The organism is Duganella sp. GW821-FHT07F09, assembly GCF_059418705.1.
Genome location: NZ_JBWKQJ010000004.1, coordinates 361,383 through 387,424 on the forward strand (window position 1 = coordinate 361,383; position 26,042 = coordinate 387,424).

Here is a 26,042-nt window from a genome sequence, read left to right on the forward strand (position 1 = left end):
AGCGGCCTTCGGGCCGCTTTTTTTATGGCAGAACTCAATAAAGTTATATCTCGGCGGTCATTATCAGTTTTACCATTGTCTCAATAAGAATATTGGAGACTTCATGAAAACTATCCTGGCCACCGTGCTGCTGGCAGCGAGCGCCTGCGCAAGCGCGCAAACTTTGCTGACGAAGAATTTCGCAGCCGATCCATCGCCGCACTTTTTCGCCGGACAGTACGTCGTCTACGCGACCGACGATCAGAACAACTCGGGCAAGTATTGGGACTCGACCTCATGGCGCGTGCTGACGTCCCCCGATTTGAAGAACTGGAAGGATCACGGTCCGACTTTGCCCGCCAGTATTTTCAAGTGGGCCAGCGCGGATGCCAAAGCATGGGCGCCGGAAGCGGTCGAGCACGGCGGCAAATACTATTTCTTCGCGCCGGTCGGTGGCAAGCAAATCGGCGTGGCCGTCAGCGATAGCCCGATGGGGCCGTTCGTCGATTTGATCGGCAAGCCCCTGGTCGAGACGCCGCGCGACGCCAATGCCGGTGACGAGCCGATCGATCCCGCCGTGTTTATCGATAAGGACAAGCGTGTTTATTTGTACTTTGGCACGCGCGTGCCGAAGGTGGTCGAGCTGTCCGCCGACCTCAAGAGCGCGGTGGGCGGCATCAAGAATGTGGTGGTGGACAAGTTCCCGGCCAAGACCGCGTACGGCGAGGCGCCGTTCCTGCATCAGCACAAGGGTCTGTATTACTTCTCGTTCTCGACCGGCTGGCCGGGGCAGATCGTCTACGCGACCGGCAAGTCGCCGCTGGGGCCGTTTGAGTATCGCGGCGTGCTGATCGACTTCCTGAAGATATCGACCAATCACCAGGCGATACTGGAGCATGGTGGCAGGACGCTGCTGTTCTACCACGACAATGTGCTGCCCGGCGGCGGCGACCATCGCCGCTCGATCCTGATGCAGGAAATCGAATACAGCGCCGACGGCAAGATGCACCGTAAATAAAGCCCAGAAACGTCGAATAACCCCGGAGACACGTAGGGCGGATTAGGCGGAACGCCGTAATCCGCCACCGAGCCGCCAATGTCCTAACCGTCCAGCCCGTGTAGCAATGGTGGACCTGACCCCGGGCTCGCGGGTTCGCGTCGTTAGCGTCCAGCCCGTGTAGCAATGGTGGACCTGACCCCGGGTTCGCTGGCGAAAACGCATAGCGCCACCAGCGGAAACACCAACCCCGCCCACAACACGCCGCGCCATCCGTGCGCGGCGAACATCCAGCCGCCCAGCGACGAGCCGATCGCTCCTCCCATGAAGAACAACGCTATGTAGAGCCCGTTCAAACGCGCGCGTATCTCCGCCGGCAACGCGAAGATCGCCCGCTGCCCCGTCACCAGGCTGGCCGAGACGCCCATGTCCAGCAAGATCGAAGTGAGCACCAGCACGCCCAGATCGACGATACGGTTGGCGTGTATCGCCAGCGGCAGCAGGAACGCCACGGCTCCCAGCGAGAACGCGATAAACGTGGTCGACAGGCTTTTGCCCTGGTCGGCACGCTTGCCGGCGATCGGCGAGGCGACCGCGCCGGCGACGCCGACCAGCGCGAAAATGGCGACGCCGGTTTGGCTGAGGTGGAAGTACGGCCCCGTCAGCTCGAGCGAGACGCTGGTCCAGAACAGGCTGAAGGCGCCGAACATGCAGGCCTGGTAGGCGGCGCGCCGGCACAGGATGGGGGTGCTCTTCAGCAGGTGCCACATCGAACCCAATAGTTCAAAGTAATGCAGGCCGGAGTTCGGATGGCGCTGCGGTAGCCGGGCGCGCAGCAGGAAGGCGAGGGCGGTGGTGGTGACGGCGGAAATGACAAACACGGCATGCCAGTTCAAGGCGTCGGCGATCAGGCTGGCGACGGGACGGGCGAGCATGATGCCCATCATCAGGCCGCTCATGACCTTGCCGACCGTTTGGCCGCGTGTTTCGGGACGCGACATGTGGGCGGCGAACGGCACGACGATTTGCGCGGCGACCGTGCCGAGGCCGATGCAAAAGGCGGCCAGCAGGAACAGGCCGGGATCGCTGATGGCGGAGGTGGCCAGCAAGGCGACCGCGCTGGTCAGCAAAGCGATGAAGATCAGGCGGCGGTTTTCCACCAGGTCGCCGAGCGGGGCGATAAACAGCAGTCCGGCGCAATAGCCGACTTGCGTGAGGGTGACGATCAGGCCGGCGGCGCTTGGGGCGAGGCCGGTGGCGCGGCTGATCGGGCCGATCAGGGTTTGCGCGTAGTACAGGTTGGCGACGATCAGACCGGTCGCGACAGCGAACAGCCAGACCATGCCGGGGGAGAGATCTTGCTGGGCGTGGGACTGGCTCACGGGTGCTCCTTCATTTTGCAGGCGGCAATTCTACCGGCGATCGCAAAATGTTGCTGAGCAAGCTGAAATTGTCATGGAGACACGGACACACGTAGGGCGGATTAGGCGGAACGCCGTAATCGGCCATCGATGTGCCGTCGGCGGCTCATCAATGGCCGATTACGCGCTGCGCGCTAATCCGCCCAACGTGGTTCCTCATGGAATCTACCGTCTATGCCCTTGCTTAAAGGCCGGCCTCGGCGCGCTTCAGTGACTGGTGCACTTCGGCGGTGATTTCATACGAACGCAGCCGGTGCGCGTGTTCGAAGATCTGCGAGGTGATCATCAGCTCGTCGGCACCGGTGCGGTTGATGAACTCCTGTAACTGGCGGCCGACCGTCTCCGGCGCGCCGATCGCGCTGCACGACAGAACGGAGTCGAGCATCGCGCGCTCCGGCAGCCCCAGCGATTCCAGATAGCCCGGTTGCGGCGGCTGCAGCCGCGATGGCTTGCCGGTGCGCAGGTTGACAAAGGCTTGCTGCATCGAGGTGGCGCGCAGGCGTGCCTCCTCGTCCGTGTCGGCGGCGAAGACGTTAAAGCCCAGCATGACATAAGGTTTGGCCAGTTGCGCCGAGGGTTGGAAATTGGCGCGGTACAAGGTCAACGCTTGCATCATCATCTGCGGCGCGAAGTGCGAGGCGAAGGCGAACGGCAACCCCATGTGCGCGGCCAGTTGCGCGCCGAAGGTGCTGGAACCCAGTATCCACAGCGGCACCTTGGCACCTTTACCGGGCACGGCCAGCACGCGCTGGCGCGGCGAGTCGGACATGTAATCTTGTAACTCGAGCACGTCCTGGGGGAAGGCGTCCGCGTCCGTTTCCAGGGTGCGGCGCAGTGCGCGGGCGGTGGTCTGGTCGGAGCCGGGCGCGCGGCCCAGTCCGAGGTCGATGCGGCCTGGATACAGCGCTTCCAGGGGGCCGAACTGCTCGGCGATCACCAGCGGCGCGTGGTTGGGCAGCATGATGCCGCCGGCGCCGACGCGGATGGTCGATGTGCCACCGGCCACATGGGCGATGACCACGGCGGTCGCGGCGCTGGCGATGCCCGGCATGCCGTGGTGTTCTGCCAGCCAGTAGCGCTGATAACCCCAGCGCTCGCCGTGTTGGGCGAGGTCGAGTGTGTTGCGGAACGATGCGGAAGCGTTGCTGCCTTCGGCGATCGGGGCGAGGTCGAGTATGGAAAATGGGATCATGATTAACATATCGGGCCAATCGCACAGCTTTCAATGAAGCCCTTGGCGAGCATGTGGTTTTAGTGAACCCATGTTAAAGCGCCAATATCTTTATTTTTGCACAGCTTTTTTATTATTTCCCTGCTATTTAAGTGTGTTTAATTTGCCGACAGTCGCGCCAAATTTCACAAAAAGTTTTTCTCCAGCGCCTTCCTGATTTACTATTGGAAACAGTAAAGCGCCACGCCGCGCTGCTCCCACTCCTCTTAAATAATGTTATTTCGATGGCATCTCCTGCTATCGTCGGGAATTCGCATGCCTAAGAAACTTGTCATCTTGTTTGCATTGTTGCTCAGTTTTGTCAGCGAAGCCGTGTTCGCGGCGGGTGTGAGCGAGACAAGTTCGCAGCGTCGCGGTCAGTTGTACCGGATTAGTCATGAAGGTAAGGTAAGTTATTTGTTTGGCACCATCCATGTCGGCAAAGATGGTTTTTACCCGCTCGACGCCGAGGCGTCGCGGGCGCTGCTGGCTTCTAACACTTTGGTGATCGAACTGGACATTCGCCAGGATTTGCCGTTCCAGAAGGCGTTGGCCCGTCATGGCCGCTATCCGGACGGCGATGTCGTTCAGAACCATCTGAGCCCGGCCACCTTGAACAAAATGGTCGGGGCGCTGGCCAAGGCGGGCTTGTCGCTGCAGTCGGTGCAGCACTACAAGCCGTGGCTGATCGCCAACCTGCTGGTCGGGTCGGAGCTGGACCTGCACGGATACCGGCGCAGCCAGGCGGTGGAATACGCGCTGCTGGCGGCCGCGCAGAAGCAGGAGAAGACCGTGCAGGAACTGGAAAGCGCCGAATATCAGCTGGGCTTGTTCGACATGCTGGACGCGCGCCAGCAAGAGCAATATTTGGTGGAAAGCCTGGCCGACCTGGCCAGCGGCTCGTCGTTGAAGAAGTCGCAGGCGTTGATCGACGCGTGGAGTTCCGCCGACGCGCCAGGCATCAAGGCGGCATGGCACTCGGCCACCACCGGCGATTCCATTTCGGCCGGCTTCATGCAGCGGGTGCTGCTGGGCAAACGGAATCCTGAAATGGCCGCCAATATCGAACGCATCATGCAGCAGGACAAAGTAGCCTTTGTCGGCGTTGGCCTGCTGCATCTGGTTGGTGACGATGGCCTGCCGCAGTTGCTCAAGCGGCGCGGCTACCAGGTAGAACAGTTGTATTAATAGGGCGTCAGGGTGCCGTTGCTGTAGCGGACCCGGTCCCCTATTTTGTAGCCAGGCATGGAATCGACCACTACCAGCTGACTGCTGCCGTCTTCCATCCGTACGGTGACGCGGTACACCCGGTCGGTCGGCGAACCGCCCATGGTGCCGCCCGCCGCCGCCGCGCCCACCGCGCCCGCGCCCACATCCTGGCGCTGCATCTGATCGATGGCCTGCACCGTTCCGTACGAGGTTTGCGCGGAGCTGGTGTCGCCGGCGGTGCTGCCCATCGTTCCCGTGCTACCGCTGCTGCCGGTAGTCCCCATGCTGCCCGTGCCGGTTCCAGCGGTGCTGCTGCCGGTTTCGCCGGTGCTTGACGTTGCCGTGGTGCCCGGCGCGGTATAGCCGGTGTTGGCACTGGACGAGCTGTCGGACATCCGGTCCGAAGCGCATCCCGCCAACGCCGCCATGCATACAACTGCAACCCATTTATTTTGCCTGGTGATGTACATTTTTTGCCTCCCCGTTGGTTAATCAAAGTGGCCAGCCACTTGGGTGAGAGAGGCGCGATGCTTTTTTGTTCCAGACTATCCCGCCACAATTGATGTACATCAATTGAAACATGCTACCTACAGACAATAATTGTTCGGTATCACTTTAAAGGATATCGATATGTTGACACGCGTGACAGACACTATTATCGAAGAGTTAATCACTCTAGCCTGTGGGGAAAAGCAGGATCCCCGCTGCAGGCATTTGCTCACTCATGCATTGCACGGATTGGTACGCGTGGCCCAAGCCGAGCAACTGCAGCAAATGCGTTTGGATGTGGAGTCGGCGACCGGCGGCGGCAGAAGTTTTCCCGCCGATGTCAGTCCCGATCTTAAGCTTGCGGCTGGGTACGGAAACGCGTCCACAAGGCCCACATGACCAGCGAAGTCAGGAGGGCGGCGTTACAGTCGACCAGCCAATCGGAAACAGCGCCATGGCGGTAGGGCAGGAAGCTTTGCACCAGCTCGTCCACGGCACCCATGGCCGCGATGGTGAGAACGGCCTTGCCGCCGCGTTGTGCCGGGCTGCCCGTGCCGCCGGTAAAGATCAGGAAGGCCAGGCCCGCATAGGCGATCGAGTGCAGCAAGACGCCGGACGCGACCTCGCCGATATCCTGGCGGGCGCCGGGAATCGAGCCGAAAATCAGAATCAGCAGATACAGGAAGATGGCGGTTCGGTAGCGCAGTTTGGCGTGGGATGAAGTCAGAAGTAATTGCTTGATCATAAACCAGACAATACCACGCACTGCGCGAAATGGGGAGTGGTGCACCAGGATCCCGGTGCACCTTTCTTCAGTCATGCCTATCGGTTGCATGTACTTAAGATGTAATGAGTATAGGGCGGCAATATGACGCGGCCATGACAAAAAACAATACCAGCGAAAAAAGGGCAAAAAAAAGCCCGCTGGTTAAAGCGGGCTTAAAACTATTTTCTTGGAGGAGAATAGTGGAGACAGGTGTAATTATGGGCCTGCGTCAGATATGTGTCTAATTGTTGTTTCAGATACCAGACATCAGGCAGGCGCATAACTCTCCATTTAAACGATTTATTTAACGGGGACGGTGTAATTCAAGGCCAGCCGGCCACCGTCGACATACAGCGTTTGTCCGGTCATATAGCTGGCGTCGTCGCTGGCGAGGAAGGCGGCGATCGATGCCACTTCCTCCGGCTCGCCGCAGCGGCCCATCGGCGTGCGCGACAAGATGGTGTTGCGCGCTTCCGGACTGGACATGACCGCTTTCTTCGCCAGTTCCGTCAGGATGGTGCCGGGGCCGATGCCGTTGACGCGGATGCCGTGCGGGATCAGGTTCAGCGACATCACCTTGGTCAGTTGATTGATCGCGCCCTTGGACACCACGTAGGGCACCTGGTTCGGGATCGCCAGCTCGGCGTTGACGCTGGACATATTGATGATGCAGCCGCTTTGCTGCTTGACCATCTCGCGCGCGACCGCCTGGCCGCACAGGAACATCGATTTCAGGTTGATGCGCATGACGCGGTCGAAATCGTCCTCGGTGACATCGAGGAAATCGGCGGCGTGGGTCACGCCGGCGTTGTTGATCAGGATGTCGATACGGCCGAAGGCGGCCATGGTGGCGGCGACCAGCGCGTCGACATCGGCCTTCTGGCTGACGTCGGCGGCGAAGAAGCGGGCCTGCCCGCCCAACGCGGCGGCGGCTTGCTCGCCCTCCGGTTTGATATCGACCAGCATGACTTTCGCGCCTTCGGTGATCAGGCGTTGGGCGCACGCCAAGCCTATGCCTTGGGTGGCGCCGGTCACGATAGCGACTTTTTGGGATAATTTCATAGGAGTGCTTTCTGAGCGTTCGGGGATGGAGGCCAAATTTTAACAGCCCGCCGGTGGCGCGTTACAATAGAGGGTTTGCAACAGATTAAAAGGTGCGTCGTGAATTTCATCAACAAATTGTCTGCCGCGTGGACGGCCAACGACTCCCTGCTGTGCGTGGGCCTGGACCCGGACATGGCCAAGCTGCCGGCCCGGTTCCAGAAGGACCCGCAAGGTATTTATCATTTCTGCCGCGAGATCATCGACGCGACTGCCGACCTGGCCTGCTCGTTCAAGCCGCAGATCGCCTATTTTGCCGCCCTGAGCGCGGAAGACCAGCTGGAAAAAATCTGCGCCTATGCGCGCGAGAACTATCCGCATATTCCGGTGATTATGGACGCCAAGCGCGGTGACATCGGCGCCACCGCGCGCCAGTACGCGCGCGAGGCCTACGACCGTTATGGCGCCGACGCGGTCACCGTCAGCCCGTATATGGGTTCGGATTCGGTTGAGCCGTATATGGAGTGGGCGGATCGCGGCATCATCGTGCTGTGCCGTACCTCGAATGCCGGCGGTTCGGATTTGCAGTTCCTGAACGTGGACGGCAAGCCGCTGTACCAGCACGTCGCGCGCCTGGTGGCGGAGAAGTGGAACGCCAATGGTCAGTGCGCGCTGGTGGTGGGGGCGACCTTTCCGGAGGAGTTGGCGCAGGTGAGGGCGATTGTTGGCGATATGCCATTGCTGGTGCCGGGCATCGGCGCGCAGGGCGGCGATATCGCGGCCACCGTTAAATCGGGCAAGACGGGGGCTGGCGCTGGCATGATGATCAACTCGTCGCGCGCGATTTTGTATGCGGCGCCACAGGCGGGCGAGGATTTCGCGTCCGCCGCGCGCCGTGTGGCGCTGGAGACGCGGGACGCCATTAATCTGCATCGCGGGTGATTGTTGTCGTGGCTATGCGTGCGTCGCCGCGACGCATGCATGGCCGATTACGCTTCGCTAATCCGCCCTACGTGATTTCCCGCGTTTCTGGTGATTCAATCCGTTTTGGGCAATGTTTCCGCCGGCTTCGCCAGGCGCGAGGCGATGAAATCCTCAAATCCCTTCTGTACCAATTCGTAGGTCTTGTCGATATTGCTGGCGACATCGCCACCCAGCACTTTCAGTCCCTCCAGTACATCGCGCGCCTCGCCGAAGCCCTGGTCGACACCCTTTTTCAAGGTATCGACGAACTTGTTGAGCAGCGTCTCTTCATCCACACCCGGGTTCTGCTGCTTGAACGCGTCGTAAAATGCCGTCGACAGCGATACAATGCGGCTCGCGGTGCCTTCCGGTGTATTGTCCTGCGACACGGCGTTCTGGATGGCGTTGTCGCCGAAGTCGTCCTTGAGCGCCTCGTTGATGCCGGTCAGCGCCGTTTTCAGCACGACCGACATCGGTTCGTTGGAAGATTTCAACGATACCGTCAAAGAAGCTTGTACGATGGAAGCGTTAAGTTGCGCCTTGGCCTTGGCGCCGACCGACATCGTGCTCTCGTCCTTGGCCTGGACGTCCTTTGTCTGGAGTGGTGCGGCCTTGGCGGCCGTGCTGCCTGCTGTAACTGAGACGGGAGTAGCCATGATATTGCTCCGGTTGGAATACCCTTGAATTATCGGCAGTTTTTAGAATAACTGTAGCCCCCCTGAATGCGCCTTTATGACCACACAGACTTTTCTCTGGCACGACTACGAAACCTTTGGCGCGCAGACGCGTCGCGATCGCCCGGCGCAATTCGCCGCGATCCGCACCGACGCCGACCTCAACGAGATCGGCGACCCGATCATGTTGTATTGCAAGCCGGCCAATGACTTCTTGCCTGATCCGCAATCTTGCCTGATCACCGGCATCACGCCTCAGCAGTGCCTGGAATGGGGCGTACCGGAGCATAAGTTCGCCGCCACCATCGAGCAGGCGTTTGCCAAGCCGGGCACCGTCGGTGTCGGCTACAACACGATCCGTTTCGACGACGAGATCACCCGCTTCATGTTCTGGCGCAACCTGATCGATCCCTACGCGCGCGAATGGCAGAACCAGTGCGGCCGCTGGGACCTGCTGGACGTGGTGCGGATGACGTATGCGCTGCGTCCGGAAGGCATCGAATGGCCGAAGAAGGCCGACGGCAAGCCCAGCTTCCGGCTGGAGGACCTGGCCAAGGCCAACGGGCTGCTGCACGAGGCGGCGCACGACGCGCTGTCCGACGTGCGCGCCACCATCGCGCTGGCGCGCTTGATCAAGCAGAAGCAGCCGAAACTGTTCGACTTCTGCTTCGCGCTGCACAAGAAGGACCGCGTGGCCGACGAGATCGGCATGCACCTGGCGCCGCAGCTGCGCGCGCCGTTCCTGCACGTGTCGGGCATGTTCCCGGCCGAACGCGGCTGCATCGCGCTGGTGTGGCCGCTGGCGACGCATCCGACCAACAAGAACGAAGTCATCGTATGGGATTGCACCTACGATCCGACCGAACTATTTACCCTGGATGCGGACACGATCCGCACCCGCATCTTCACGCGTGCCGACGCGCTGCCGGAGGGCATGACGCGGCTGCCGGTCAAGAGCATCCATCTGAACAAATCGCCGATGCTGGTGTCTAACCTGAAGACGCTGTCGCCGGCCATGGCGGCCCAGTGGGGTATCGATCTGGAGCAGGGCAAGGCGTATGCCGCGCTGGCCGCGGCCGGGCGCAATATGGATATCGAGTGGGAGCAGGTGTTTTATCGTCCCCCCGGCGCCGAGCTCGATGTCGACGAGGATTTGTATAACGGCTTTATCGGCAAGGAGGATCGCCGTTTGCTGGAGTCCTTGCGCAAGGAGGCGCCGGCGAAGTTGGCGGTGGCGTCACCTTCGTTCGACGATGCGCGCCTGGTTGAATTGCTGTTCCGCTATCGCGCGCGTAATTTCCCGGAGACCTTGTCCGAGCCGGAGATGGAGCATTGGGAACAGCATCGGGCGGCGCGGTTTTACGATGGGGCCGCCGGCGCGCGCAGCATCGATCAGTTCTTTGGCGAGATCGACCATTTGCAGCAGGATGCGGATGAGCGGGCCGAGCAGATTCTGGCCGAGTTGTACGAGTACGTGGAGCTCATCGCCCCGGCGCAGTAAAGACTACGCCAGTTCTTCCTGTACTACCTGATTGCGGCCCAGTTCCTTGGCGCGGTAAAGCGCGGCGTCGGCGGCGGCGATCAGGTCTTGTTCGTTCTGTTGAGGCTGCAATATCGCGACGCCGAAGGAGGCGGTGATGTGCGGCAGCGGCGCGCGCATGTCGCTGAACACCACCGCTTGCTGCATCCGCTCGCACAAGCGCTCGGCGACCGCCAGCGCCACCTTGCGCTGCGTGTCCGGCAGCAGCACCATCATTTCCTCGCCGCCGTAGCGCACGGCGAAATCGGTCGGGCGCAGCGCGCCGCTCAGCACCTGCGCCGCCGAGCGCAAGGCCTGGTCGCCGGCCAGGTGGCCGTGGCTGTCATTGAAACGTTTAAAGTGATCCAGGTCGATCATGATCAGCGCCAGCGGCGAGTTCGAGCCGTGCGCGGTGGTGATCATCGTAGGCAGCAGGTCGTTGAGCCAGGCGCGGTTATACAGGCCCGTGAGGCCGTCGATCATCGACAACTGACGGTAGAACTCGCCCAGTTTCTGGCGCCGGCGCAATTGGGCGTTGGCGGCGCGGATGCGGAACGACAGCAGACGCAGCAGATTGCGTGCCAGCACGTTCGATTCGTCGATCAATTGCCAAACGATCTCCGCTTCGATCACCAGCACATCGCTTTCCTCCAGCGCGGTGATGCTCGACAGATTGGCTTCCTCGTCGAGCACGGATTGCTCGCCCACGCTTTCGCCCGGCAGGATCTTGCTGACGGTGCCGTCGGCCATGCCGGTGCGGGTGTCGGTGGCAACCGACAGCGCGCCGCGCAGCACGATGTAGAGCCGCGCCTTGCTCGAGTCCGTGACCGCTTCGTCCGCTTCCAGCCGCATGATGGGGCAGTGCGCCAGCAGTTTGGCGATGGCGGCGTCATCATTCGCATTGCGCAGCAGCTGCAAGTCGCCGATCTGGTGGGTGGAGGTGCCGAAGGTGCTGATCTGTTTCAAGATAATCTTTCAGTAGCGCAGCGATTTATGCTGGCAGGCATTCTTATGATACTCAAACATCATACCCAAACGAGGGAGCCGGGTCACGTAGTTGTTGCGTGTTGTGGTGTGGAGTGCTTCAATATTGCCATTGCTATCAAGACGGAAAACCTCATGACTTATATCGATGCGCTTGGCACCGAGCACCGGGCGGACCCGAACGCGCGCATCGTCTCGCTGGTGCCGTCGATTACGGAGTTGTTGTGCGATCTCGGTCTGGGCGGGCAACTGGTGGGGCGCACCGGCTTTTGCATCCATCCCGCCGACATTGTGCAGGCCATTCCCAAGGTGGGCGGCACCAAGGATGTCAACGTTGAAAAGATCCGCAAGCTGGCGCCGACGCATCTGGTGGTCAATATCGACGAGAACGAAAAGCCGACCGTCGAGGCGCTGGCCGAGTTTATTCCCAATATCGTCGTCACGCATCCGCTGCGGCCGCGCGATAACCTGGCGCTGGCGCGCTTGATGGGCGGGGTGTTCGGCAGGGAGGAACCTGCCGAGCGCTGGTGCGCGGCGTTCGAGGCGGAGTATGCGTTGTTGCAGGCGGCGCCGAAAGGGCCGCCGCAGACGATGTTGTACTGTATCTGGCAGGACCCGTGGATGACGATTTCGCGCGATACCTATATCGCGCGCATGCTGGAGGAGATCGGCTGGAGCGTGCCGGATCTGGGCGAGGTGCGGTATCCGCAGTTCGTGTGGTCTTCGGAGCTGGTGAACGGTATCGACGGCGTGCTGCTGTCGAGCGAGCCGTATCGATTCACGGAGGCTCATGCGTTTGCGCTGGAGAAGCAGCTGGGCAAGCCGGTGCTGCTGGTCGACGGGGAAATGATGTCGTGGTATGGCAGCCGGTCGGTGCGGGGGCTGCGGTATTTGCGCGAGTTGGCCACGGGCGGGTGAAACACTCTAAAACACGTAGGGCGGATTAGCGCGCAGCGCGTAATCCGCCATGAGCCGCCGACGGAGCTTGGCGGATTACGCTACGCTAATCCGCCCTACGTGTATCCGGGGTGGCGCACCAGCCCCGGGGCGATTACTCGTCTTCGTCCGTATCCGCCGTGGCGACGACCGGATCGGCCGCGTGGCGCTTGTCCTTGTCGTGCAGGCGGCCGAGGGCGCTGTCGAGCGCGCGTTTGAGCTTGTCGGCGGCGCCGCCGATCGATTGGTGCAGGGTGGCTGCGTGATCGCTCACGGCGATAGGCTTGTATCCGGTAACCCGTGCTTCCATCAGGACGCGGTTGTCGCCATCCACTGATTTTTGACCCACGTTGTCGCTCAGGTGCACTTCCACACTGGTGATCTGCTCACCAAAGCGATGAAGCGCGTTGTTCACGACTGATTGCACATGCTCGTCCAGACCCGCGTTGCGATCGATGGTTTTGTCGGAATTAATATTGATCTGCATATGCTTTGCTCCTGTGTTGTTGAACTGCGAATCAATATTACTCCTTTTTGCCTTAGGTTCTCGTTAAGTAGCTAACCGTTGATGAGAGACGCTGCGATATTGATGGAAAGACCGAGAATCGCCAGGTTGTAGAAGAAGCACAGCACCGACTGGCCCAGCACCACCTGGCGCATGCGCCGGCAGCGCACCGTCACGTCCGAGGTCTGCACCGCCACCGAGATCGTGAACGAGAAATACAGGAAGTCCCAATAGTTGGGTTTCAGGTGGCGGTCCGGGAAGCCCAGCGCCGGCTCGCCGCCGGGATGGGTGTAATACAGGTGCGCGTAGTGCGAACAGAACATCACGCCCACCATGAACCAGGAGCCCGTCAAGGTCAGTACCACGAAGCCGTAGTGCATCGCCAGATCGGCATGCGGCGCGTCCTTGAGCGTGGTGAGCTGGGAAACGATGGCGGCCAGGCTGATCATCACGGCGATCGACAAGGTCGCCAGGATCACCGGCCCCTTCTCGTCCTGGCGGCAGGCGGCCCGTTTGATGTCGTGCTGGTCGGCGCGCAGCATCATCCATCCCATCGTCGCCAGGTAGACCCAGACGACCACGTCCCATGCCGTCAGCACGCGGCTGAGCCAGTGCCAATGGCCGGGCAGCAAGGGCAGCACCACGGCCCCGATCACGATGGCCAGGGTCAGGTGGGGGCGGCTATGCGCTATCTTGGGCAGGAATTTCATTTTTTATCCTCGTGCGGGAAGCGGTCCATGCGCGACAGGACCGGGAACAGCCAGGCCCATAGTCCCGTCACGGCCAGGGTGGCGGCGCCGCCGAACAGGATGGCGCGCGTCAGGCCCATCCAGCCGGCGGTGACGCCCGATTCGAACTCGCCCAGTTCGTTGGAGGCGCCAATGAACACCGAGTTGACGGCGCTGACCCTGCCGCGTATCGCGTCCGGCGTTTCGTATTGCACCAGCAGGTGGCGCACGTAGACGCTGATCATGTCGCCGGCGCCCATCAGGAACAGCGCCACCAGCGCGACGATGAAGGTGGAGGTGGCGCCGAGCACCAAGGTGCCCATGCCGAACACCGCCACGCCGCCGAACATCCACATGCCGACCCGGCGCGTGATCGGGAAGAAGGCCAGCGCGATCGAGCACAGCGCGGCGCCGGCGCCGGGCGCGGTGCGCAGCATGCCGAGGCCGGTAGGACCGACGTGCAGCACGTCGTGCGCGAGCGCGGGCAGCAGCGCGGTGGCGCCGCCGAACAGCACGGCGAACAGGTCGAGCGAGATGGCGCCCAGCACCACCGGGCGCGAGCGCACGAAGCGCAGGCCTTCGAGCACCGTGTGCCAGGTGGCCGGTTCGCGGTTGCTCGGCTGTTTGACCGATTTGACCATGCACATCATGACCACGGCTGCCACCAGCAGCGCCGAGGAAATGATATACACCGTTTTCGGCCCGGCCAGGTAGAACAGGCCGCCCAAGGTCGGCCCGAGGATGACGGCCACGTGGAAGCTTGACGAGCTCAGCGCGACGGCCTTGCTGAAGCTTTCCGGCGGCACCAGGTTGACCAGGATGGCCTGCGTGGCCGGCCCCATGAAGGCGCGCGCGCTGCCGAACAGCACCAGCACGGCGAACACGGGCCACACGGTGCCCAGGCCGGCCATGGTGAAGGCGAGCAGGGTGAGCCCGCACAGCAACTGCGCGGCGAGCGCTATGGCGATCAGGTTGCGGCGGTCGTAGCGGTCGGCGGCGTGGCCGGCGATCAGGATCAGCAGCAGGAAGGGCGCGAATTGCGCCAGGCCGATCAGTCCGAGGTCGAACAGATTGTGCGTCATCGAATACACCTGCCAGCCGATGGCGACGTTTTGCATCTGGACGGCGAGGGTGGCGAGGGTGCGGGCGCTTAAGTACAGGGTGAAGTTGCGGTGACGCAGAACGCTGAAACCATTGCTAGCGTTTGAAGAGGCGGTACTGTCTGACATTGGGGCTTTCTGGGAGCGGTGTCCTGGGACTCCGCATCCCAGGCCGCTCCCGGTTGGATGCTGTTACGGTTTGTTGATGTCGGCTTCTGTTGTAAAGGCGTCGGCGTAGAATTCCTCCTCCGGCAAACGGCATTGCGCGACAAAGTCCTGCTTGGCCGAGTCGACCATCACCGGCGCGCCGCAGGCGTACACCTGGTGGCCGGACAGGTCGGGCAGGTCGGCCATGACGGCCGCGTGCACGTAGCCGGTGCGGCCGTTCCAGTTGTCCTCCGGCAGCGCGGCCGAGATCACCGGCACGTACTTGAAGTTGGGCAGGATCGCTTCCCACTGGCGGCATAGCGCGTCCATGTACAGGTCTTGCGGGCGGCGGCCGCCCCAGTACAGGGTCATCGAACGCTGCGAGTCCTGCGCCCGCAGGTGCTCGACGATGGCTTTGATCGGCGCGAAACCGGTGCCGGAGGCCAGCAGCACCATCGGCTTGTCGGTATCCTCGCGCACGAAGAAGGTGCCCATCGGGCCTTCGAAGCGCAGGATGTCGCGTTCCTTCATCGTCGTGAACACTTGGTCGGTGAACAGGCCGCCCGGCATGTGGCGGATGTGCAGGGCCAGCGGCTGGTCCTGGTCCGGTGGCGAGGCCAGGCTGTAGCTGCGGCGCTTGCCGTCGCGCAGCATGAATTCGATATACTGGCCGGCGCGGAATTTCAGCGTCTCGTTGGCCGGCAATTGCAAAGTCATCACCACCACGTCCGGCGCCACTTTTTCCAGGGTCGCGACGCGCGATGGCATCTTGCGGATAGGATAGTCGTCGCTGCCGGCCACTTCGCGCGCTTCGATCACCAGGTCTGCGTGTGCGGTGGCGCAGCAGAACAGCGAGTAGCCGGCCGCTTCGTCTTCCTTGCTCAGCGCGCGCTCCTGGTGGGCCTTGTGCGTGACAGAGCCGGACAAAACCTTGCCCCGGCAGGAACTGCAGGCGCCGTTCTTGCAGCCGTAAGGCAAGCCGACACCGGCGCGGATGGCGGCCGCCAGGACGGTTTCGTCTTCCTCGCAGCTGAATTGGTGGCCGCTAGGCTGTACAGTAATTTGAAACGTCATACAATCCTTCAGATGAAAAACATCAAGCTAATCAATCACGAACTACATTCCCACGCATTCAACCGGCCGCGTCTGCTGATCGTCGGCTGCGGCGACGTCGGCATGCGTCTGGTGCCGCTGCTGCGGCGCCATTTCCGCGTATTCGCCACCACCAGCCAGCCCGAGCGCCGCGCCGAATTGCGCGCGCTGGGCGCCGTGCCGCTGGTGGCCGATCTCGACCATCCCGCCGGCTTGCGGCGCCTGGCCGGGCTGGCCCGATACGTGGTGCACCTGGCGCCGCCGCCGGCCGAGGGCGCGCTGGACCGCCGCACGCGTAACCTGACCGCCATTTTACCTGAGCAAGGCCGCATGGTTTATGTCAGCACCACCGGGGTGTACGGCGATTGTGGCGGAGCGTTGTTCGACGAGAGCCGTCCGGTGGCGCCGCGCAACCCCCGGGCCACGCGCCGGGTCGACGCCGAGGCCGTGCTGCGGCGCTGGGCCGTGCGTGCCGGTTCGGACTTGTCCATCCTGCGCGTGCCGGGGATTTACGGGGCCGAGCGGCTGCCAATCAAGCGCTTGCAACAGGGCACGCCGGCCTTGCTGGCCGCCGAGGATGTGTATACCAACCATATCCATGCCGACGACTTGGCCACGATCATCGTCAGCGCTCTGTTTGGCGGCTTGCCAAACCGTATCTACCACGCCGTCGATGACAGCGATATGAAGATGGCGGAGTATTTCGACGCCGTGGCGGACGCTTTCGGCATGCAACGTCCGCCGCGTTTGCCGCGTGCCGAATTGCAACAGGTGATCACGCCGGCGCTGCTGTCGTTCATGTCCGAGTCGCGCAGGCTGAGCAATGGACGCATCAAGCGGGAATTGGGCGTGCGGTTGCGGTATCCGACGGTGGCGGGGATGTTGGCGGGGATGTGATGCCGGCGGGCGGCAAGGGGGGAAGGCCGGGCCGCCCGGCTTGTCGCTTATTTCTTTGCTTATTTCTTCTGCTGCACCTTGCGCAACTGCTGCTTGCGCTGTGTCTGATTGCGGTTTTGCTTCGCTTCGTAGAGCGCGGTGGCGTCTTTCTTCGCCTGTTCAACCGTGCGCATCTCTTCCTTGTCGTCATGCGCGACAAAATAATCGGCGTCCTGGGCGTCGACCACCAGCTTGATCGCGGCCGCATCGTCGAGGTCGTAGATCTCGTGCAGCAGGGTGGTTACCTCATCGAGGAATTCTTCGTAGGTCATGGGCGCCTTAGTGTTGTTGGATTGCGGTTGTTGGTCCGGCCAGAGGCGGGAAAAACGTCATTTTAAACGACCGGATCATGTCGAGCGTTGCTACTCGCACATAGTGGCGGTGCGGCGCTTGTAGTTGCCCAGCAAAAAGGTGTAAAAAGATACGGAGACTTATACCAGTGCAAGCCCGATGTCAGCTTTCTGTGTCAAACTATTAAGATGACTTGCTTGACGCACATCAAACAAAGCAACGCTTAATGCGATATTGTTGTTATCTCTAAGAGGAGCTCGCGTATGCCAGCCACTTTGCATCCGACCAAAGAGCAGGTCCGTGCCTACATGCAGCTGCGTGAGTGCGACCGCCGTCCACCGCCGACGCCGGAAGAAATCCGTCGTCAGCTGGGCTGGCGCTGCGCGTCCAGCAGTGCGGGCTTCGGCTCGGCCTCGACGATCTTCCTCCCAAGCACCATCGCGCAACTGGCCACCCTGATGGCCGTCGAATGGTGTGTCCTCGCCTCCGGCCTCAGCCGTTCCAACTGAGTTGCTACAAATCTTTACAATGTTTTATACCTTTTCTTGCAACAATTTTCTTACTAGCATAAGAAATAGGTGTAAAATCTATCAAAATCTCACACAAAAACAGCTCGGGTTAGCCGTTCGTTAACAAAAACGTGTATTATCGCGGCTAGGCACTAAAAACCGGCATAAACGTTCGCGTTTTGTAGTGCTTCACTGGTAATTGAGCTAAAAATTTTATTTACCCATGTGTCGTTTTTTTGCGAAAGCGGCCACGAACCTACTTAAACATTATGTCTATCAAAGAAATCACCGCATCCCCAACCTACAATCCGAACCGCGTCCTCGACGCCATCATCGAAAAGCTGCAATTGAAAAACGATGCTGCGTTGTCGCGTGCTCTGGAAGTAGCTCCTCCAGTCATCAGCAAAATTCGCCACAATACCCTCCCGATTGGTGCAACCATCCTGATCCGTATGCACGAGATCAGCGATTTCAGCATCCGCGAGCTGCGCGAACTGATGGCGGCCTGATAGGCGACCAACAAAAAAGACAACGGCGCGCACCTCTCGGTAACGCGCCGTTTTCTTTGGTGGGTCCGGTTTTGGTCGGCCCGCCTGGGTTGGGTTCGCTTACGCTGACGTGCTGATCGTCGTGCCGATGCGCTGGCCGTTGGTGTTCACGATTGGCGCGGGTGCCGCTTGCTGTGGCGGCGGTGCCGGTGGCGCAGCTTGCTCGGCAGGTTTGGGCGCGGCCTGCACCGGCTCCGCCTGACGCGGTGGCGGCGTTGATTGGACTGCGGCGCTGTTTGAGGCGACTGAATTGACGGCCATGATGAGCTCCCAAGACGGTGGAGTTCAGAGTATGCCACTTATTTAATCATGCCGCCTGTCGGTGTTGCTTGTTTTGTGTGGCAACGCCGGCAGGGCTTATGTTGTTGGCGGACCGGAGATGGCGGATTACGCTTCGCTAATCCGCCCTACGTGGTTTAGATGAAAGCTCAGGCTGATGGCCGCCGGGTGCTTCTTAGCTCAGGGTGGGACGGCCGCTGAACAGGCCGGGCTGGTTCGGAACTTTGGCGGCTACTGCCTTCTCCGGGCTGCCGCAAAAAGCAACTTTCTCTTCGGGAGATCCGCAAAACGCGTTGGCCTGTTTCTCGGGCGAGCCGCAGAACGCGTTGGCCTGCTTCTCTGGGCTTCCACAAAATGCGTTCGCTTGTTTCTCTGGCGAGCCGCAGAAGGCGTTTGCTTGTTTTTCTGGCGAGCCACAAAACGCGCTGGCCTGTTTCTCCGGGGAGCCGCAGAAAGCGTTGGCCTGCATTTCCGGCGAGCCGCAGAAGGCGTTGGCTTGGGTGGCGCCTTCGAAGGCACGCTTGGCCGGACGCACATAGGCCTCGCCGAATTCCGCTTCGTACAGTTCCTTCATCCGCTGCCCGATGCGCGCCAGCGCAGCTTCGTCTTCCTCTCCGCGCATGCCGACGTACGGGAAATGGTGCAGGAAGTAGCCGAACACGGCCTCGCAATCGGCGGCGTACTTCATCGTATCGAGGATGTGGTAGTGCCAGAACGTGTCCACGTCGACCAGCGGCGAGGTCTGTTCGTGCGGGTATTTTTTCATCAGCGTCAGGAATCGGCGATATTCCAACTCGATAGCGTTAACATGTTCCAGCGACCAGCCTTCGCCGGATTCTTTATGCATCAGCTTGACCTTAATTGGGTCCAGATCCAGGGCGTTGATGACGTTCATGGACATCTCCTCTAAATTGATACGGGTTAAGAAACATTGCGAGCAAATTGATTTTTGCCTAACTTTGCTTCTTAACATTTGATATTTATCAATGTTGCTGAGGAAATTCCTACACGCCTCTGACTTTTTCCTAGCCAAGGACGAGGCAAACCGGAGGGTATCAGGCGATGACGTTGGCGGTCAGATGGCCGGCGTCGTTGATATCGTTGATATCTTCGTTGGAGGGCGGGGGGACGTGGTCGATCGGTACCGAGATGGCGACCGTGGTGCCGGCGTTGGGGCTGCCGATGATGGAGCAGACGCCTCCGAGCAAGCTGATGCGCTCCTCGATGCCGACCAGGCCGAACGAACCCACCTTGTTGCGATTGCTCGCCCGCATGCCGACACCGTTGTCGGTGATGGTCATGCTCAGCATGCCGCCGGCCTGCCGCAATTCCACCCGGACCAGGCTGGCGTGGGCGTGCTGGACGATATTGCTCAGCGATTCCTGCAGCACGCGGAAGAAGGCGGTGGCGCAATGGTCGTCGATGCGGATGTCGCGCTGGTGCTCGATCAGCTCGCACACCATGCCGGAGCGCTGGCGGAACTGGGCGATCTGCCATTCGACGGCGGCGTTCAGGCCCAGGTCGAGCACGTTCGGACGCAGATCGTTGATGATGTGGCGCACGCTTTTGATGGTGCTGTCTATCTGGCTGAGCGTGCTTTTCGCGCGGGCGTGCAGGCGCGGATGGCGGTGGCGGGTGCGGGTGGCCAGCATGTCCGCCTCGATGCGCAGCACCAGCAGGTTCTGGCCCAGATCGTCATGGATTTCGCGGGCGATGCGCTTGCGTTCCTGCTCCTTGATCTGGTCGGCGTGCGCGGCCAGCCGGCGCAGCTTGTGGTGCGACTGCTGCAGCTTGGCCTGGCTGTCGCGCAATTCCTTGGTCATGACCTTGGCCATTTTGATGGCCCGCATGCGCGACGACGACAGCGTGTGGATCAGCAGGTAGAACAGCAGCGAGCCGATAAAACCGCTCAACATGGCCAGCCACGGCAGGAACAGGTCGAAGCGGCTCGACCAGGCCGCCTTGGGCGCGCTGAAGTGGGCATGCCACTGGCGGCCGTTGAACATCAGCGGCAGCACGATGCCGAACTGGTCGGCCGCACGCACGTGCTCGCCGCCGTTGAGCTTGTTGTCGAATAATAAAGTGGGCGCCAACGAGGCCGAGGAACGGTCGCCGCTCTCGCCGCCGTCGTACAGGCGCAGGCGGACGTCGCGCACCTGCATCTGGTCCATCGCCAGTTGCACCAGGCGCGGCACGCTGAAACCGATGCCGACCGAACCCCGGTAGGCGGCACGGCGCTCCTCGATGTTGGTCAGCGGCATATCCTTGTGGTACAGCGGCAGGCGGATCGCCATGCCGCCGCCCTGGCCGAAGCTGTCCATGTCGATCTGCTTGCCGGAGGTGCTGATCTCGCCGGTGTCGCGCGCGTTGGCCAGGGCTTGCGCGACCGCCGGCTTGTGCGTGATGTCCAGGCCGACCCGCCAGCGGAACGCCGCGATCGGCTCGATCATCGTGATGACGGAATAGTCGGCGCGGCGGCCGGTCGGCTGGATGACATAGTCGGGATAGCCGTTGGCGGTGCCGTCGCCGCTGTGGCGCGATACCCTTTCGAAATCCTCGCGTCGCGCTTCGGGAATGTACTCCGCGTAGTTGATGCTGACGAGCGCGGGAAACTGGGTAGACAGTTTCAATCCGCGCACAAAACGATGGAAGTCTTCGCGTTCGACCTTGCCGCTGGCGTCGAAGTAGCTGGCCGTGGCGCGCAGCACGTCGGCATAGGTGTCGATGCGGGAGCTGATGTGGTACTGGGCGTTGCGCGCCTGGTGCATGAAGCGTTCGCCGGCGTCGTACTCGACCATTTTATAGGCGGCGACATAGCACAGCGCACCCACGCCCAGGGATAGCATGATGCCCGCCCACCAGACGGATTTGGGCGGGGAAAACATTTGTCGCTGTGCCAGCAGTACCTCCATTGCGTTTGCCTTTCAAGCAACTTCTGTCATATTTCGCCCTGCTTGAATATAGAAAATATTACTCATGCGAGTCAAGTAATTTTATAAGTAATGCCATCTGTCCCGGACGCTTTTGCGGCCTTGGGATGAAAAAAACCGGCGCCTCTCGCGGAGGACGCCGGTCTCATGGTCGACAAATGCGCTATTTGGCGACGAAGCTGTCTTTTAGCGTCACGATGCGGTTGAACACCGGTTTGCCGGCGCTCGAGTCGACGCGGTCGGCGACGAAGTAGCCGTGCCGCTCGAACTGGAAGCGCTGGTCCGGCAGGGCGGCGCTCATGCCCGGCTCCAGATAGGCGGTGACCACTTCCTTGGCGTTCGGATTGAGCAACGACAGGAATTCCTTGCCGCCGGCGTCCGGCTGGGCGTCGGTGAACAGGCGGTCGAACAGGCGCACTTCGGCCTGCAGCGCGGTGGCGGCGGACACCCAGTGGATATTGCCCTTGACCTTGTAGTTGTCCGAACCGGGTGTGCCCGACTTGGAGTCCGGGAAGTAATTGACATGGACAGCGACGACTTTACCGTTCTCGTCCTTGTCGAAGCCGGTGCATTCGGTCACGTAGCCGTGGCGCAGGCGCACGCGGCTGCCCGGCTTGTCGTCGATCGGCGGGTAGTAGCGGAAATAGCCCTTGCTCGGCACTTCCATGAAGTCCTCTTCCTCGATCCACAGCTCGCGCGTGATCGGGAAGGTGCGCACGCCCATTTCCGGGTGGTGCGGGTGGACCGGCGACGTGCATTGCTCGCTCTGGCCTTCGGGATAGTTGTCGATGATCAGCTTGAGCGGACGCAGCACGGCGGTGGCGCGCGGCGCCTTCGGATCGAGATCCTCGCGCAGGCAGCCTTCCAGCGTGCTCATGTCGATCCAGCCGTCGGACTTGGTCACGCCGATGCGCTCGCAGAACAGCTGGATCGCCTCCGGCGTGTAGCCGCGCCGGCGCAGGCCGACGATGGTCGGCATGCGCGGATCGTCCCAGCCGCTGACGATGCCGTCCTCGACCAGCTGGCGCAGCTTGCGCTTGCTGGTGACGACGTAGGTCAGGTTCAGGCGCGAGAACTCGTACTGGCGCGGCAGCGGCAGTGTGAAGAAGCCGCCCTCGGCCAGGGTTTCCAGCAGCCAGTCGTAGAACGGGCGGTGGTCCTGGAATTCAAGGGTGCACAGCGAATGGGTGATGTTTTCCAGCGCGTCCGAGATCGGGTGCGTGTAGTCGTACATCGGATAGATGCACCAGGCGTCGCCGGTACGCACGTGGTGGGCGTGGCGGATGCGGTAGATGGCCGGGTCGCGCATGTTCATGTTCGGCGAGGACATGGCGTCCTCGCTGATTTTGGCGCGCAGGATGTGCTCGCCGTCGGCGTATTTGCCGGCTTTCATGTCGCGGAAGATTTGCAGCGATTCCTCGCGCGGACGGTCGCGGAACGGCGAATTCTTGCCCGGTGTGTTGAAATTGCCGCGATTGGCCGCCATATCATCGGCCGACTGGCTGTCGACGTAGGCATAGCCCTTGCCGATCAGGTACTCGGCCATCGCGTACAGCTGGTCGAAATAGTCGCTAGCGTAGTGCAAGTGGTGCTCGACGCCGCCGTCGGCCTTGGGGTAGTCGTAGTCGAACCCCAGCCACTTGACGCTGTCGATGATGGTGTCGACGTATTCCTGCTCTTCCTTGGCCGGGTTGGTGTCGTCGAAGCGCAGGTTGCAGCGGCCCTGGTAGTCGCGCGCGAGGCCGAAGTTCAGGCAGATCGACTTGGCGTGGCCGATGTGCAGGTAGCCGTTCGGCTCGGGCGGGAAGCGGGTGATCACGCTGGGCATGCCTGCGCGCACGTGGGTGCCGGCGGCCTGGTCGTGATCGATGATCGCGCGCAGGAAATTGGACGGTAAGGCGGGCGCTGGGCTGTTTTTTTCGTTGCTCATCTGAAAAGTGGGCTTTGCAAGAGTTCGTGTGAAGGGCATTTTACCGTATCCCCTCCGTGGGCCGAGGGGAAATGCTGCGACGCGGCGGCCCGGCCGGGATTGCCGGTGGTGCGACGGGTATAATTCGCCTTTAATTGTTTCGGCACATGGCCGCGGAGTTTCCAAAATGGAAAATCACTACAACACGCTGGGGATCGCGCCCAACGCCACCGAAGACGAGATCAAAAAGATATACCGTTCGCTGGCGATGCGCTTCCACCCCGACCGCAACCCGGCGCCCGGCGCCGAGGCGCGCTTCAAAAGCATCACCAAAGCCTACGAAATCTTGTCGGACCCGGTCAAGCGCGAGGAATACAACCAAAGCGTCAACCACCGCATCATCATCGATTCGGAAGCCGAAGCCTACCAGTTATGGCGCTCGGTGTTCAACCTGCACGGCACGGTACTGCCGCCAGCATAAACGTTAGCTTGAACCACGGCGCCCGTATGACCACGGTGACACGTAGGGCGGATTAGGCGGCACGCCGTAATCCGCCAAGCGCCGCCAGCGCCCCAAACACACATATATACAGCATCAAAAAACGAAAGCAAGCAATGAGAAAAGTACACCCCGAATTCGCCTATCAATCGCGCGAACTGGAAGGCCAGATCGAAGGCATTCTGGGCGATCCACCCGACCGCAAGAACTACCAGCGCATGATCGACGCGCTGGTGTCCGAGTACGCCAGCGGCGGCGGCATCGAGGATGTCAACATGCTGGCCTTCGCCCTGGTCGACCACCTCGAGTTCAGCGACCCGAAAGGACTGCTGGCCGAAGCCCAGGATTACGAGTTCGGCGACCCGGCCCGCGTGTTCACGATGGCCTCGTGCAAAGGCGAGGCGGCGCAACAGATGTACGCGGCGTTGGAAGAGAACCTGCCGGAGCTGGCGCGCCAGGCCATCATCACCGCCTTCCTGTTCAAGAACCCGCGCAAGTGGGACGACGACGACCAATCGCTGGAACAACTGTCGGCCAACGACGACGGCGACGATATCGCGGACGAAGACAACGCGACCGACGACTTCGCCCAAATGTTCGACAAGGAGGATTAAACCATGTCCGACGAAAACAAAAGCAATCTGCCCGCGCTGAGCAAGCAAGTGACCGAGCTGGTGCTGGCCGGCTCGCTGGGCCACGCCGAGCAAGCCTTCGCCGAAGCGGCCGACCAGTTCGGCGACCTGGCGGTGGTGGAAGTATTGAGCAACATCCCGCCGCAAGTGACGGCGCTGCACATGGCCGGCTTCGACGGCGGCAAGATGTCGCTGGCGACCTTGCTGGTGCCGCCCAAGGCCTGGGCCGACAGCCTGGCCTTCTTCGCCGCGACCTGGCAGGACGACCTGATCGAGGACGACCCGGAGCGCATCGCCGAATCGCTGTTCGCGCACGTGCACGGCGTGGTGTTCTCGACCGACGACGAGGAGCGCCGCAGCGAACTGCTGCAGGCCGCCTCGGCCACCGACCACGGCGCCACCATCTTCGCCATCCTGTTCTCGATGGCGCCGAAGGAGATTCTGGAAGTGGCCGGCGAGATCATCGCCAAGGGCCCATATCTGACCGGCCAGACCTCGTCCGACAACGACGTCGTGCCGCTGGCGATCGCCTTGGCGCAGGCGTCGGAAGACGGCTGGGATCGTTCGCTGTTCGAGCTGTTCCCCGAGTTCCGGCACAGCGCCGACCTGGCCGACGCCGAGTTCAGCGACGACCCGGACGACGAGCCGACCTTCCTGCAGCGCTCGACCAAGGAATTGCTGTACCGCTTGCGCAAGCAGGTACCGTCGACCCGCAGCGCCAAGGCGGGTTCGCGCCGCAGCGTCGGCACCGGCATTTTCTCTTGATGGAACTCTGATCCATGCTGCCAGCACTAGTAGTAGAGAATTTGCCGCGCCTGACGCGGGCGATCCAGCAACTGGCGACCCATCCGGACGATGACGCCGCCTATGCGCTGGCCGATGAATTGACCGGCATCACGGCGATGGTGGCCGAAAAGTTCACCAACGACCGCACCGCCGAAGGCATCCAGAAGGCGTTGCAGTTGACGGTGGGCGGGGTGTCGCTGGGGCTCGATCACGTGATCCCGAACGACACGGATCTGGCCGCGCTCGATTTTCTGATCGAGAACGGCGCCGAGCATGCGTTCCAGATTGGTTTCCGGATGATCAAGGAATTGTCGGCCTTGCCGGAGGATACCCTGGTCGGCGAGTACGACACCGATCCGGTGTATTCGGCGCGGCGCTTGCGCGACTTGTTCATCGAGCTGTGCCAGACCGATCCGAACCAGAACTGGAACGGCGGCGACCGGTATTCGGTCATGCTGAAGCAGCGCAAGGAGGTGCAGGCGATCGTGCGGCTGGCCGGGTGGCTGCGCCGGCACAACACCGAGGGCCCGGTCAGCGATACGGATTTGAATGCCGAGGGCGTGATCGCGCTGGCGATCATCTTCGCGATCGAGGGCGGGGGCAGGGTGGTGGCGCGCACCGGGCAGAAAGAGTTCGAGCGTTTCGTCAAATCGGTGCGCAAGAACAAGCCGGATTATGAGGAGGGCTGGGCGGCGCTGGTGGCCAAGGTGCCTGTGCAGCATCATCCGGTGTTGTTGGACCGGATCGACAGTTATCGCCAGACCTGCACCGTGATTCAGCACATCAAGGGGCGCACCGCGATGAAGACCTTGTTCGCCGAGTTGGAGAATTATGCCGGGTCGGAGTTGGACGCCGATTATTCGTGATTTGACGGATGGGCGGGCCGGCGGCCTCGGATTTAATTCATCCATGGAGACACGTAGGGCGGATTAGGCGGAACGCCGTAATCGGCCATGTGTGGGC

Annotated in this window: 27 protein-coding genes; 12 read left to right on the plus strand and 15 right to left on the minus strand. The window is 61.5% G+C overall.

The window, feature by feature from the left end; genetic code table 11:
* The first annotated feature begins 103 nt into the window (after positions 1-103).
* Positions 104-997 (plus strand): family 43 glycosylhydrolase, encoded by an 894-nt coding sequence (locus AC07P1_RS13025; protein ID WP_494696208.1) that lies wholly within the window; start codon positions 104-106, stop codon positions 995-997.
* Positions 998-1,140: 143 nt separating this feature from the next.
* On the opposite strand, the gene AC07P1_RS13030 is transcribed toward AC07P1_RS13025, so the two are convergent.
* Together AC07P1_RS13030 and AC07P1_RS13035 are read right to left on the minus strand one after the other, a co-directional pair.
* Positions 1,141-2,319 (minus strand): MFS transporter, encoded by a 1,179-nt coding sequence (locus AC07P1_RS13030; protein ID WP_494696464.1) that lies wholly within the window; start codon positions 2,317-2,319, stop codon positions 1,141-1,143.
* 262 nt (positions 2,320-2,581) lie between these two features.
* Positions 2,582-3,589, minus strand: a complete 1,008-nt coding sequence (locus AC07P1_RS13035; RefSeq protein WP_494696209.1) for an LLM class flavin-dependent oxidoreductase — start codon at positions 3,587-3,589, stop codon at positions 2,582-2,584.
* A gap of 294 nt (positions 3,590-3,883) precedes the next feature.
* Between AC07P1_RS13035 and AC07P1_RS13040 the strand changes: the two genes are divergently transcribed.
* Positions 3,884-4,795 (plus strand): TraB/GumN family protein, encoded by a 912-nt coding sequence (locus tag AC07P1_RS13040; protein ID WP_494696210.1) that lies wholly within the window; start codon positions 3,884-3,886, stop codon positions 4,793-4,795.
* Here the strand turns inward: AC07P1_RS13040 and AC07P1_RS13045 are convergent.
* The 3 genes from AC07P1_RS13045 to AC07P1_RS13055 all read right to left on the minus strand — a co-directional run bounded on the left by AC07P1_RS13045 (position 4,792) and on the right by AC07P1_RS13055 (position 7,133).
* Positions 4,792-5,244, minus strand: a complete 453-nt coding sequence (locus AC07P1_RS13045) for a hypothetical protein (protein ID WP_494696465.1) — start codon at positions 5,242-5,244, stop codon at positions 4,792-4,794. The two genes, AC07P1_RS13040 and AC07P1_RS13045, sit on opposite strands and share 4 nt — an antisense overlap.
* A gap of 413 nt (positions 5,245-5,657) precedes the next feature.
* Entirely contained in the window at positions 5,658-6,125 is a 468-nt protein-coding gene (locus tag AC07P1_RS13050) for a VanZ family protein (RefSeq protein WP_494696211.1), read from the minus strand.
* 246 nt (positions 6,126-6,371) lie between these two features.
* Entirely contained in the window at positions 6,372-7,133 is a 762-nt protein-coding gene (locus AC07P1_RS13055; RefSeq protein ID WP_494696212.1) for an SDR family NAD(P)-dependent oxidoreductase, read from the minus strand.
* 99 nt (positions 7,134-7,232) lie between these two features.
* Between AC07P1_RS13055 and pyrF the strand changes: the two genes are divergently transcribed.
* Positions 7,233-8,054 (plus strand): orotidine-5'-phosphate decarboxylase, encoded by an 822-nt coding sequence (gene pyrF / locus AC07P1_RS13060; protein WP_494696213.1) that lies wholly within the window; start codon positions 7,233-7,235, stop codon positions 8,052-8,054.
* 95 nt (positions 8,055-8,149) lie between these two features.
* Here the strand turns inward: pyrF and AC07P1_RS13065 are convergent, their stop codons facing one another.
* Positions 8,150-8,731: a DUF5610 domain-containing protein gene (locus AC07P1_RS13065; protein WP_494696214.1), complete on the minus strand. Its 582-nt coding sequence runs from the start codon at positions 8,729-8,731 to the stop codon at positions 8,150-8,152.
* A gap of 76 nt (positions 8,732-8,807) precedes the next feature.
* Between AC07P1_RS13065 and sbcB the strand changes: the two genes are divergently transcribed.
* The gene (sbcB, locus tag AC07P1_RS13070) at positions 8,808-10,250 is read left to right on the plus strand and encodes an exodeoxyribonuclease I (protein WP_494696215.1); all 1,443 of its coding nucleotides are present in this window, start codon (positions 8,808-8,810) and stop codon (positions 10,248-10,250) included.
* A 3-nt stretch (positions 10,251-10,253) separates the two neighbouring features.
* On the opposite strand, the gene AC07P1_RS13075 is transcribed toward sbcB, so the two are convergent.
* Positions 10,254-11,234: a GGDEF domain-containing protein gene (locus AC07P1_RS13075; RefSeq protein ID WP_494696216.1), complete on the minus strand. Its 981-nt coding sequence runs from the start codon at positions 11,232-11,234 to the stop codon at positions 10,254-10,256.
* Between the two features lie 153 nt (positions 11,235-11,387).
* Here AC07P1_RS13075 and AC07P1_RS13080 point away from each other — a divergent pair, with 153 nt between their 5' ends.
* Positions 11,388-12,170: a helical backbone metal receptor gene (locus tag AC07P1_RS13080; RefSeq protein ID WP_494696217.1), complete on the plus strand. Its 783-nt coding sequence runs from the start codon at positions 11,388-11,390 to the stop codon at positions 12,168-12,170.
* A 133-nt stretch (positions 12,171-12,303) separates the two neighbouring features.
* Here AC07P1_RS13080 and AC07P1_RS13085 read toward each other — a convergent pair whose 3' ends face one another.
* From AC07P1_RS13085 to AC07P1_RS13100, 4 genes are all read right to left on the minus strand, one after another.
* The gene (locus tag AC07P1_RS13085) at positions 12,304-12,675 is read right to left on the minus strand and encodes an HPF/RaiA family ribosome-associated protein (protein ID WP_494696218.1); all 372 of its coding nucleotides are present in this window, start codon (positions 12,673-12,675) and stop codon (positions 12,304-12,306) included.
* A gap of 71 nt (positions 12,676-12,746) precedes the next feature.
* Entirely contained in the window at positions 12,747-13,403 is a 657-nt protein-coding gene (locus tag AC07P1_RS13090) for a DUF1345 domain-containing protein (protein ID WP_494696219.1), read from the minus strand.
* Positions 13,400-14,650: an MFS transporter gene (locus tag AC07P1_RS13095; protein WP_494696220.1), complete on the minus strand. Its 1,251-nt coding sequence runs from the start codon at positions 14,648-14,650 to the stop codon at positions 13,400-13,402. The genes AC07P1_RS13090 and AC07P1_RS13095 overlap by 4 nt, the downstream gene beginning before the upstream one ends.
* Before the next feature lie 63 nt (positions 14,651-14,713).
* Positions 14,714-15,742: a CDP-6-deoxy-delta-3,4-glucoseen reductase gene (locus AC07P1_RS13100; RefSeq protein WP_494696221.1), complete on the minus strand. Its 1,029-nt coding sequence runs from the start codon at positions 15,740-15,742 to the stop codon at positions 14,714-14,716.
* 12 nt (positions 15,743-15,754) lie between these two features.
* Between AC07P1_RS13100 and AC07P1_RS13105 the strand changes: the two genes are divergently transcribed.
* On the plus strand, positions 15,755-16,657 hold the full coding sequence (locus AC07P1_RS13105) for an SDR family oxidoreductase (protein ID WP_494696222.1): 903 nt from the start codon (positions 15,755-15,757) through the stop codon (positions 16,655-16,657).
* 59 nt (positions 16,658-16,716) lie between these two features.
* Here the strand turns inward: AC07P1_RS13105 and AC07P1_RS13110 are convergent, their stop codons facing one another.
* Positions 16,717-16,968: a hypothetical protein gene (locus tag AC07P1_RS13110; protein WP_363503693.1), complete on the minus strand. Its 252-nt coding sequence runs from the start codon at positions 16,966-16,968 to the stop codon at positions 16,717-16,719.
* A 282-nt stretch (positions 16,969-17,250) separates the two neighbouring features.
* Between AC07P1_RS13110 and AC07P1_RS13115 the strand changes: the two genes are divergently transcribed.
* Both AC07P1_RS13115 and AC07P1_RS13120 read left to right on the plus strand, forming a co-directional pair.
* Entirely contained in the window at positions 17,251-17,496 is a 246-nt protein-coding gene (locus tag AC07P1_RS13115; protein ID WP_494696223.1) for a hypothetical protein, read from the plus strand.
* Between the two features lie 269 nt (positions 17,497-17,765).
* Positions 17,766-18,005: a hypothetical protein gene (locus AC07P1_RS13120; RefSeq protein ID WP_008445950.1), complete on the plus strand. Its 240-nt coding sequence runs from the start codon at positions 17,766-17,768 to the stop codon at positions 18,003-18,005.
* 493 nt (positions 18,006-18,498) lie between these two features.
* Here AC07P1_RS13120 and AC07P1_RS13125 read toward each other — a convergent pair whose 3' ends face one another.
* The 3 genes from AC07P1_RS13125 to AC07P1_RS13135 all read right to left on the minus strand — a co-directional run bounded on the left by AC07P1_RS13125 (position 18,499) and on the right by AC07P1_RS13135 (position 23,183).
* Complete coding sequence (locus AC07P1_RS13125) at positions 18,499-19,218, minus strand: glycine-rich domain-containing protein (protein WP_494696224.1); 720 nt, start codon at positions 19,216-19,218, stop codon at positions 18,499-18,501.
* 160 nt (positions 19,219-19,378) lie between these two features.
* Positions 19,379-21,169: a CHASE domain-containing protein gene (locus AC07P1_RS13130; RefSeq protein ID WP_494696225.1), complete on the minus strand. Its 1,791-nt coding sequence runs from the start codon at positions 21,167-21,169 to the stop codon at positions 19,379-19,381.
* A gap of 247 nt (positions 21,170-21,416) precedes the next feature.
* Positions 21,417-23,183: a glutamine--tRNA ligase/YqeY domain fusion protein gene (locus tag AC07P1_RS13135; protein ID WP_494696226.1), complete on the minus strand. Its 1,767-nt coding sequence runs from the start codon at positions 23,181-23,183 to the stop codon at positions 21,417-21,419.
* A gap of 166 nt (positions 23,184-23,349) precedes the next feature.
* On the opposite strand from AC07P1_RS13135, the gene AC07P1_RS13140 reads away from it, so the two are divergent.
* The 4 genes from AC07P1_RS13140 to AC07P1_RS13155 all read left to right on the plus strand — a co-directional run bounded on the left by AC07P1_RS13140 (position 23,350) and on the right by AC07P1_RS13155 (position 25,945).
* On the plus strand, positions 23,350-23,643 hold the full coding sequence (locus tag AC07P1_RS13140) for a J domain-containing protein (RefSeq protein WP_494696227.1): 294 nt from the start codon (positions 23,350-23,352) through the stop codon (positions 23,641-23,643).
* A 134-nt stretch (positions 23,644-23,777) separates the two neighbouring features.
* A complete protein-coding gene (locus AC07P1_RS13145) occupies positions 23,778-24,275 on the plus strand; it encodes a hypothetical protein (protein WP_494696228.1) in 498 nt (165 codons plus the stop codon).
* 3 nt (positions 24,276-24,278) lie between these two features.
* Positions 24,279-25,058 (plus strand): hypothetical protein, encoded by a 780-nt coding sequence (locus AC07P1_RS13150; RefSeq protein WP_315220669.1) that lies wholly within the window; start codon positions 24,279-24,281, stop codon positions 25,056-25,058.
* A 14-nt stretch (positions 25,059-25,072) separates the two neighbouring features.
* Positions 25,073-25,945, plus strand: coding sequence for a hypothetical protein (locus AC07P1_RS13155; protein ID WP_494696229.1), 873 nt, complete (start codon positions 25,073-25,075; stop codon positions 25,943-25,945).
* Positions 25,946-26,042: the final 97 nt, after the last annotated feature.

What these genes read in the sequence shown, in the direction of transcription:
- AC07P1_RS13025 (WP_494696208.1), top strand. Translation starts at nt 104, where the DNA reads ATGAAAACTATCCTGGCCACCGTGCTGCTGGCAGCGAGCGCCTGCGCA.
- AC07P1_RS13030 (WP_494696464.1), bottom strand. Translation starts at nt 2,319, where the DNA reads ATGGTCTGGCTGTTCGCTGTCGCGACCGGTCTGATCGTCGCCAACCTG.
- AC07P1_RS13035 (WP_494696209.1), bottom strand. Translation starts at nt 3,589, where the DNA reads ATGATCCCATTTTCCATACTCGACCTCGCCCCGATCGCCGAAGGCAGC.
- AC07P1_RS13040 (WP_494696210.1), top strand. Translation starts at nt 3,884, where the DNA reads ATGCCTAAGAAACTTGTCATCTTGTTTGCATTGTTGCTCAGTTTTGTC.
- AC07P1_RS13045 (WP_494696465.1), bottom strand. Translation starts at nt 5,244, where the DNA reads ATGGCGGCGTTGGCGGGATGCGCTTCGGACCGGATGTCCGACAGCTCG.
- AC07P1_RS13050 (WP_494696211.1), bottom strand. Translation starts at nt 6,125, where the DNA reads ATGACTGAAGAAAGGTGCACCGGGATCCTGGTGCACCACTCCCCATTT.
- AC07P1_RS13055 (WP_494696212.1), bottom strand. Translation starts at nt 7,133, where the DNA reads ATGAAATTATCCCAAAAAGTCGCTATCGTGACCGGCGCCACCCAAGGC.
- AC07P1_RS13065 (WP_494696214.1), bottom strand. Translation starts at nt 8,731, where the DNA reads ATGGCTACTCCCGTCTCAGTTACAGCAGGCAGCACGGCCGCCAAGGCC.
- sbcB (WP_494696215.1), top strand. Translation starts at nt 8,808, where the DNA reads ATGACCACACAGACTTTTCTCTGGCACGACTACGAAACCTTTGGCGCG.
- AC07P1_RS13080 (WP_494696217.1), top strand. Translation starts at nt 11,388, where the DNA reads ATGACTTATATCGATGCGCTTGGCACCGAGCACCGGGCGGACCCGAAC.
- AC07P1_RS13085 (WP_494696218.1), bottom strand. Translation starts at nt 12,675, where the DNA reads ATGCAGATCAATATTAATTCCGACAAAACCATCGATCGCAACGCGGGT.
- AC07P1_RS13090 (WP_494696219.1), bottom strand. Translation starts at nt 13,403, where the DNA reads ATGAAATTCCTGCCCAAGATAGCGCATAGCCGCCCCCACCTGACCCTG.
- AC07P1_RS13095 (WP_494696220.1), bottom strand. Translation starts at nt 14,650, where the DNA reads ATGTCAGACAGTACCGCCTCTTCAAACGCTAGCAATGGTTTCAGCGTT.
- AC07P1_RS13100 (WP_494696221.1), bottom strand. Translation starts at nt 15,742, where the DNA reads ATGACGTTTCAAATTACTGTACAGCCTAGCGGCCACCAATTCAGCTGC.
- AC07P1_RS13105 (WP_494696222.1), top strand. Translation starts at nt 15,755, where the DNA reads ATGAAAAACATCAAGCTAATCAATCACGAACTACATTCCCACGCATTC.
- AC07P1_RS13110 (WP_363503693.1), bottom strand. Translation starts at nt 16,968, where the DNA reads ATGACCTACGAAGAATTCCTCGATGAGGTAACCACCCTGCTGCACGAG.
- AC07P1_RS13115 (WP_494696223.1), top strand. Translation starts at nt 17,251, where the DNA reads ATGCCAGCCACTTTGCATCCGACCAAAGAGCAGGTCCGTGCCTACATG.
- AC07P1_RS13120 (WP_008445950.1), top strand. Translation starts at nt 17,766, where the DNA reads ATGTCTATCAAAGAAATCACCGCATCCCCAACCTACAATCCGAACCGC.
- AC07P1_RS13125 (WP_494696224.1), bottom strand. Translation starts at nt 19,218, where the DNA reads ATGAACGTCATCAACGCCCTGGATCTGGACCCAATTAAGGTCAAGCTG.
- AC07P1_RS13130 (WP_494696225.1), bottom strand. Translation starts at nt 21,169, where the DNA reads ATGCTATCCCTGGGCGTGGGTGCGCTGTGCTATGTCGCCGCCTATAAA.
- AC07P1_RS13135 (WP_494696226.1), bottom strand. Translation starts at nt 23,183, where the DNA reads ATGAGCAACGAAAAAAACAGCCCAGCGCCCGCCTTACCGTCCAATTTC.
- AC07P1_RS13140 (WP_494696227.1), top strand. Translation starts at nt 23,350, where the DNA reads ATGGAAAATCACTACAACACGCTGGGGATCGCGCCCAACGCCACCGAA.
- AC07P1_RS13145 (WP_494696228.1), top strand. Translation starts at nt 23,778, where the DNA reads ATGAGAAAAGTACACCCCGAATTCGCCTATCAATCGCGCGAACTGGAA.
- AC07P1_RS13150 (WP_315220669.1), top strand. Translation starts at nt 24,279, where the DNA reads ATGTCCGACGAAAACAAAAGCAATCTGCCCGCGCTGAGCAAGCAAGTG.
- AC07P1_RS13155 (WP_494696229.1), top strand. Translation starts at nt 25,073, where the DNA reads ATGCTGCCAGCACTAGTAGTAGAGAATTTGCCGCGCCTGACGCGGGCG.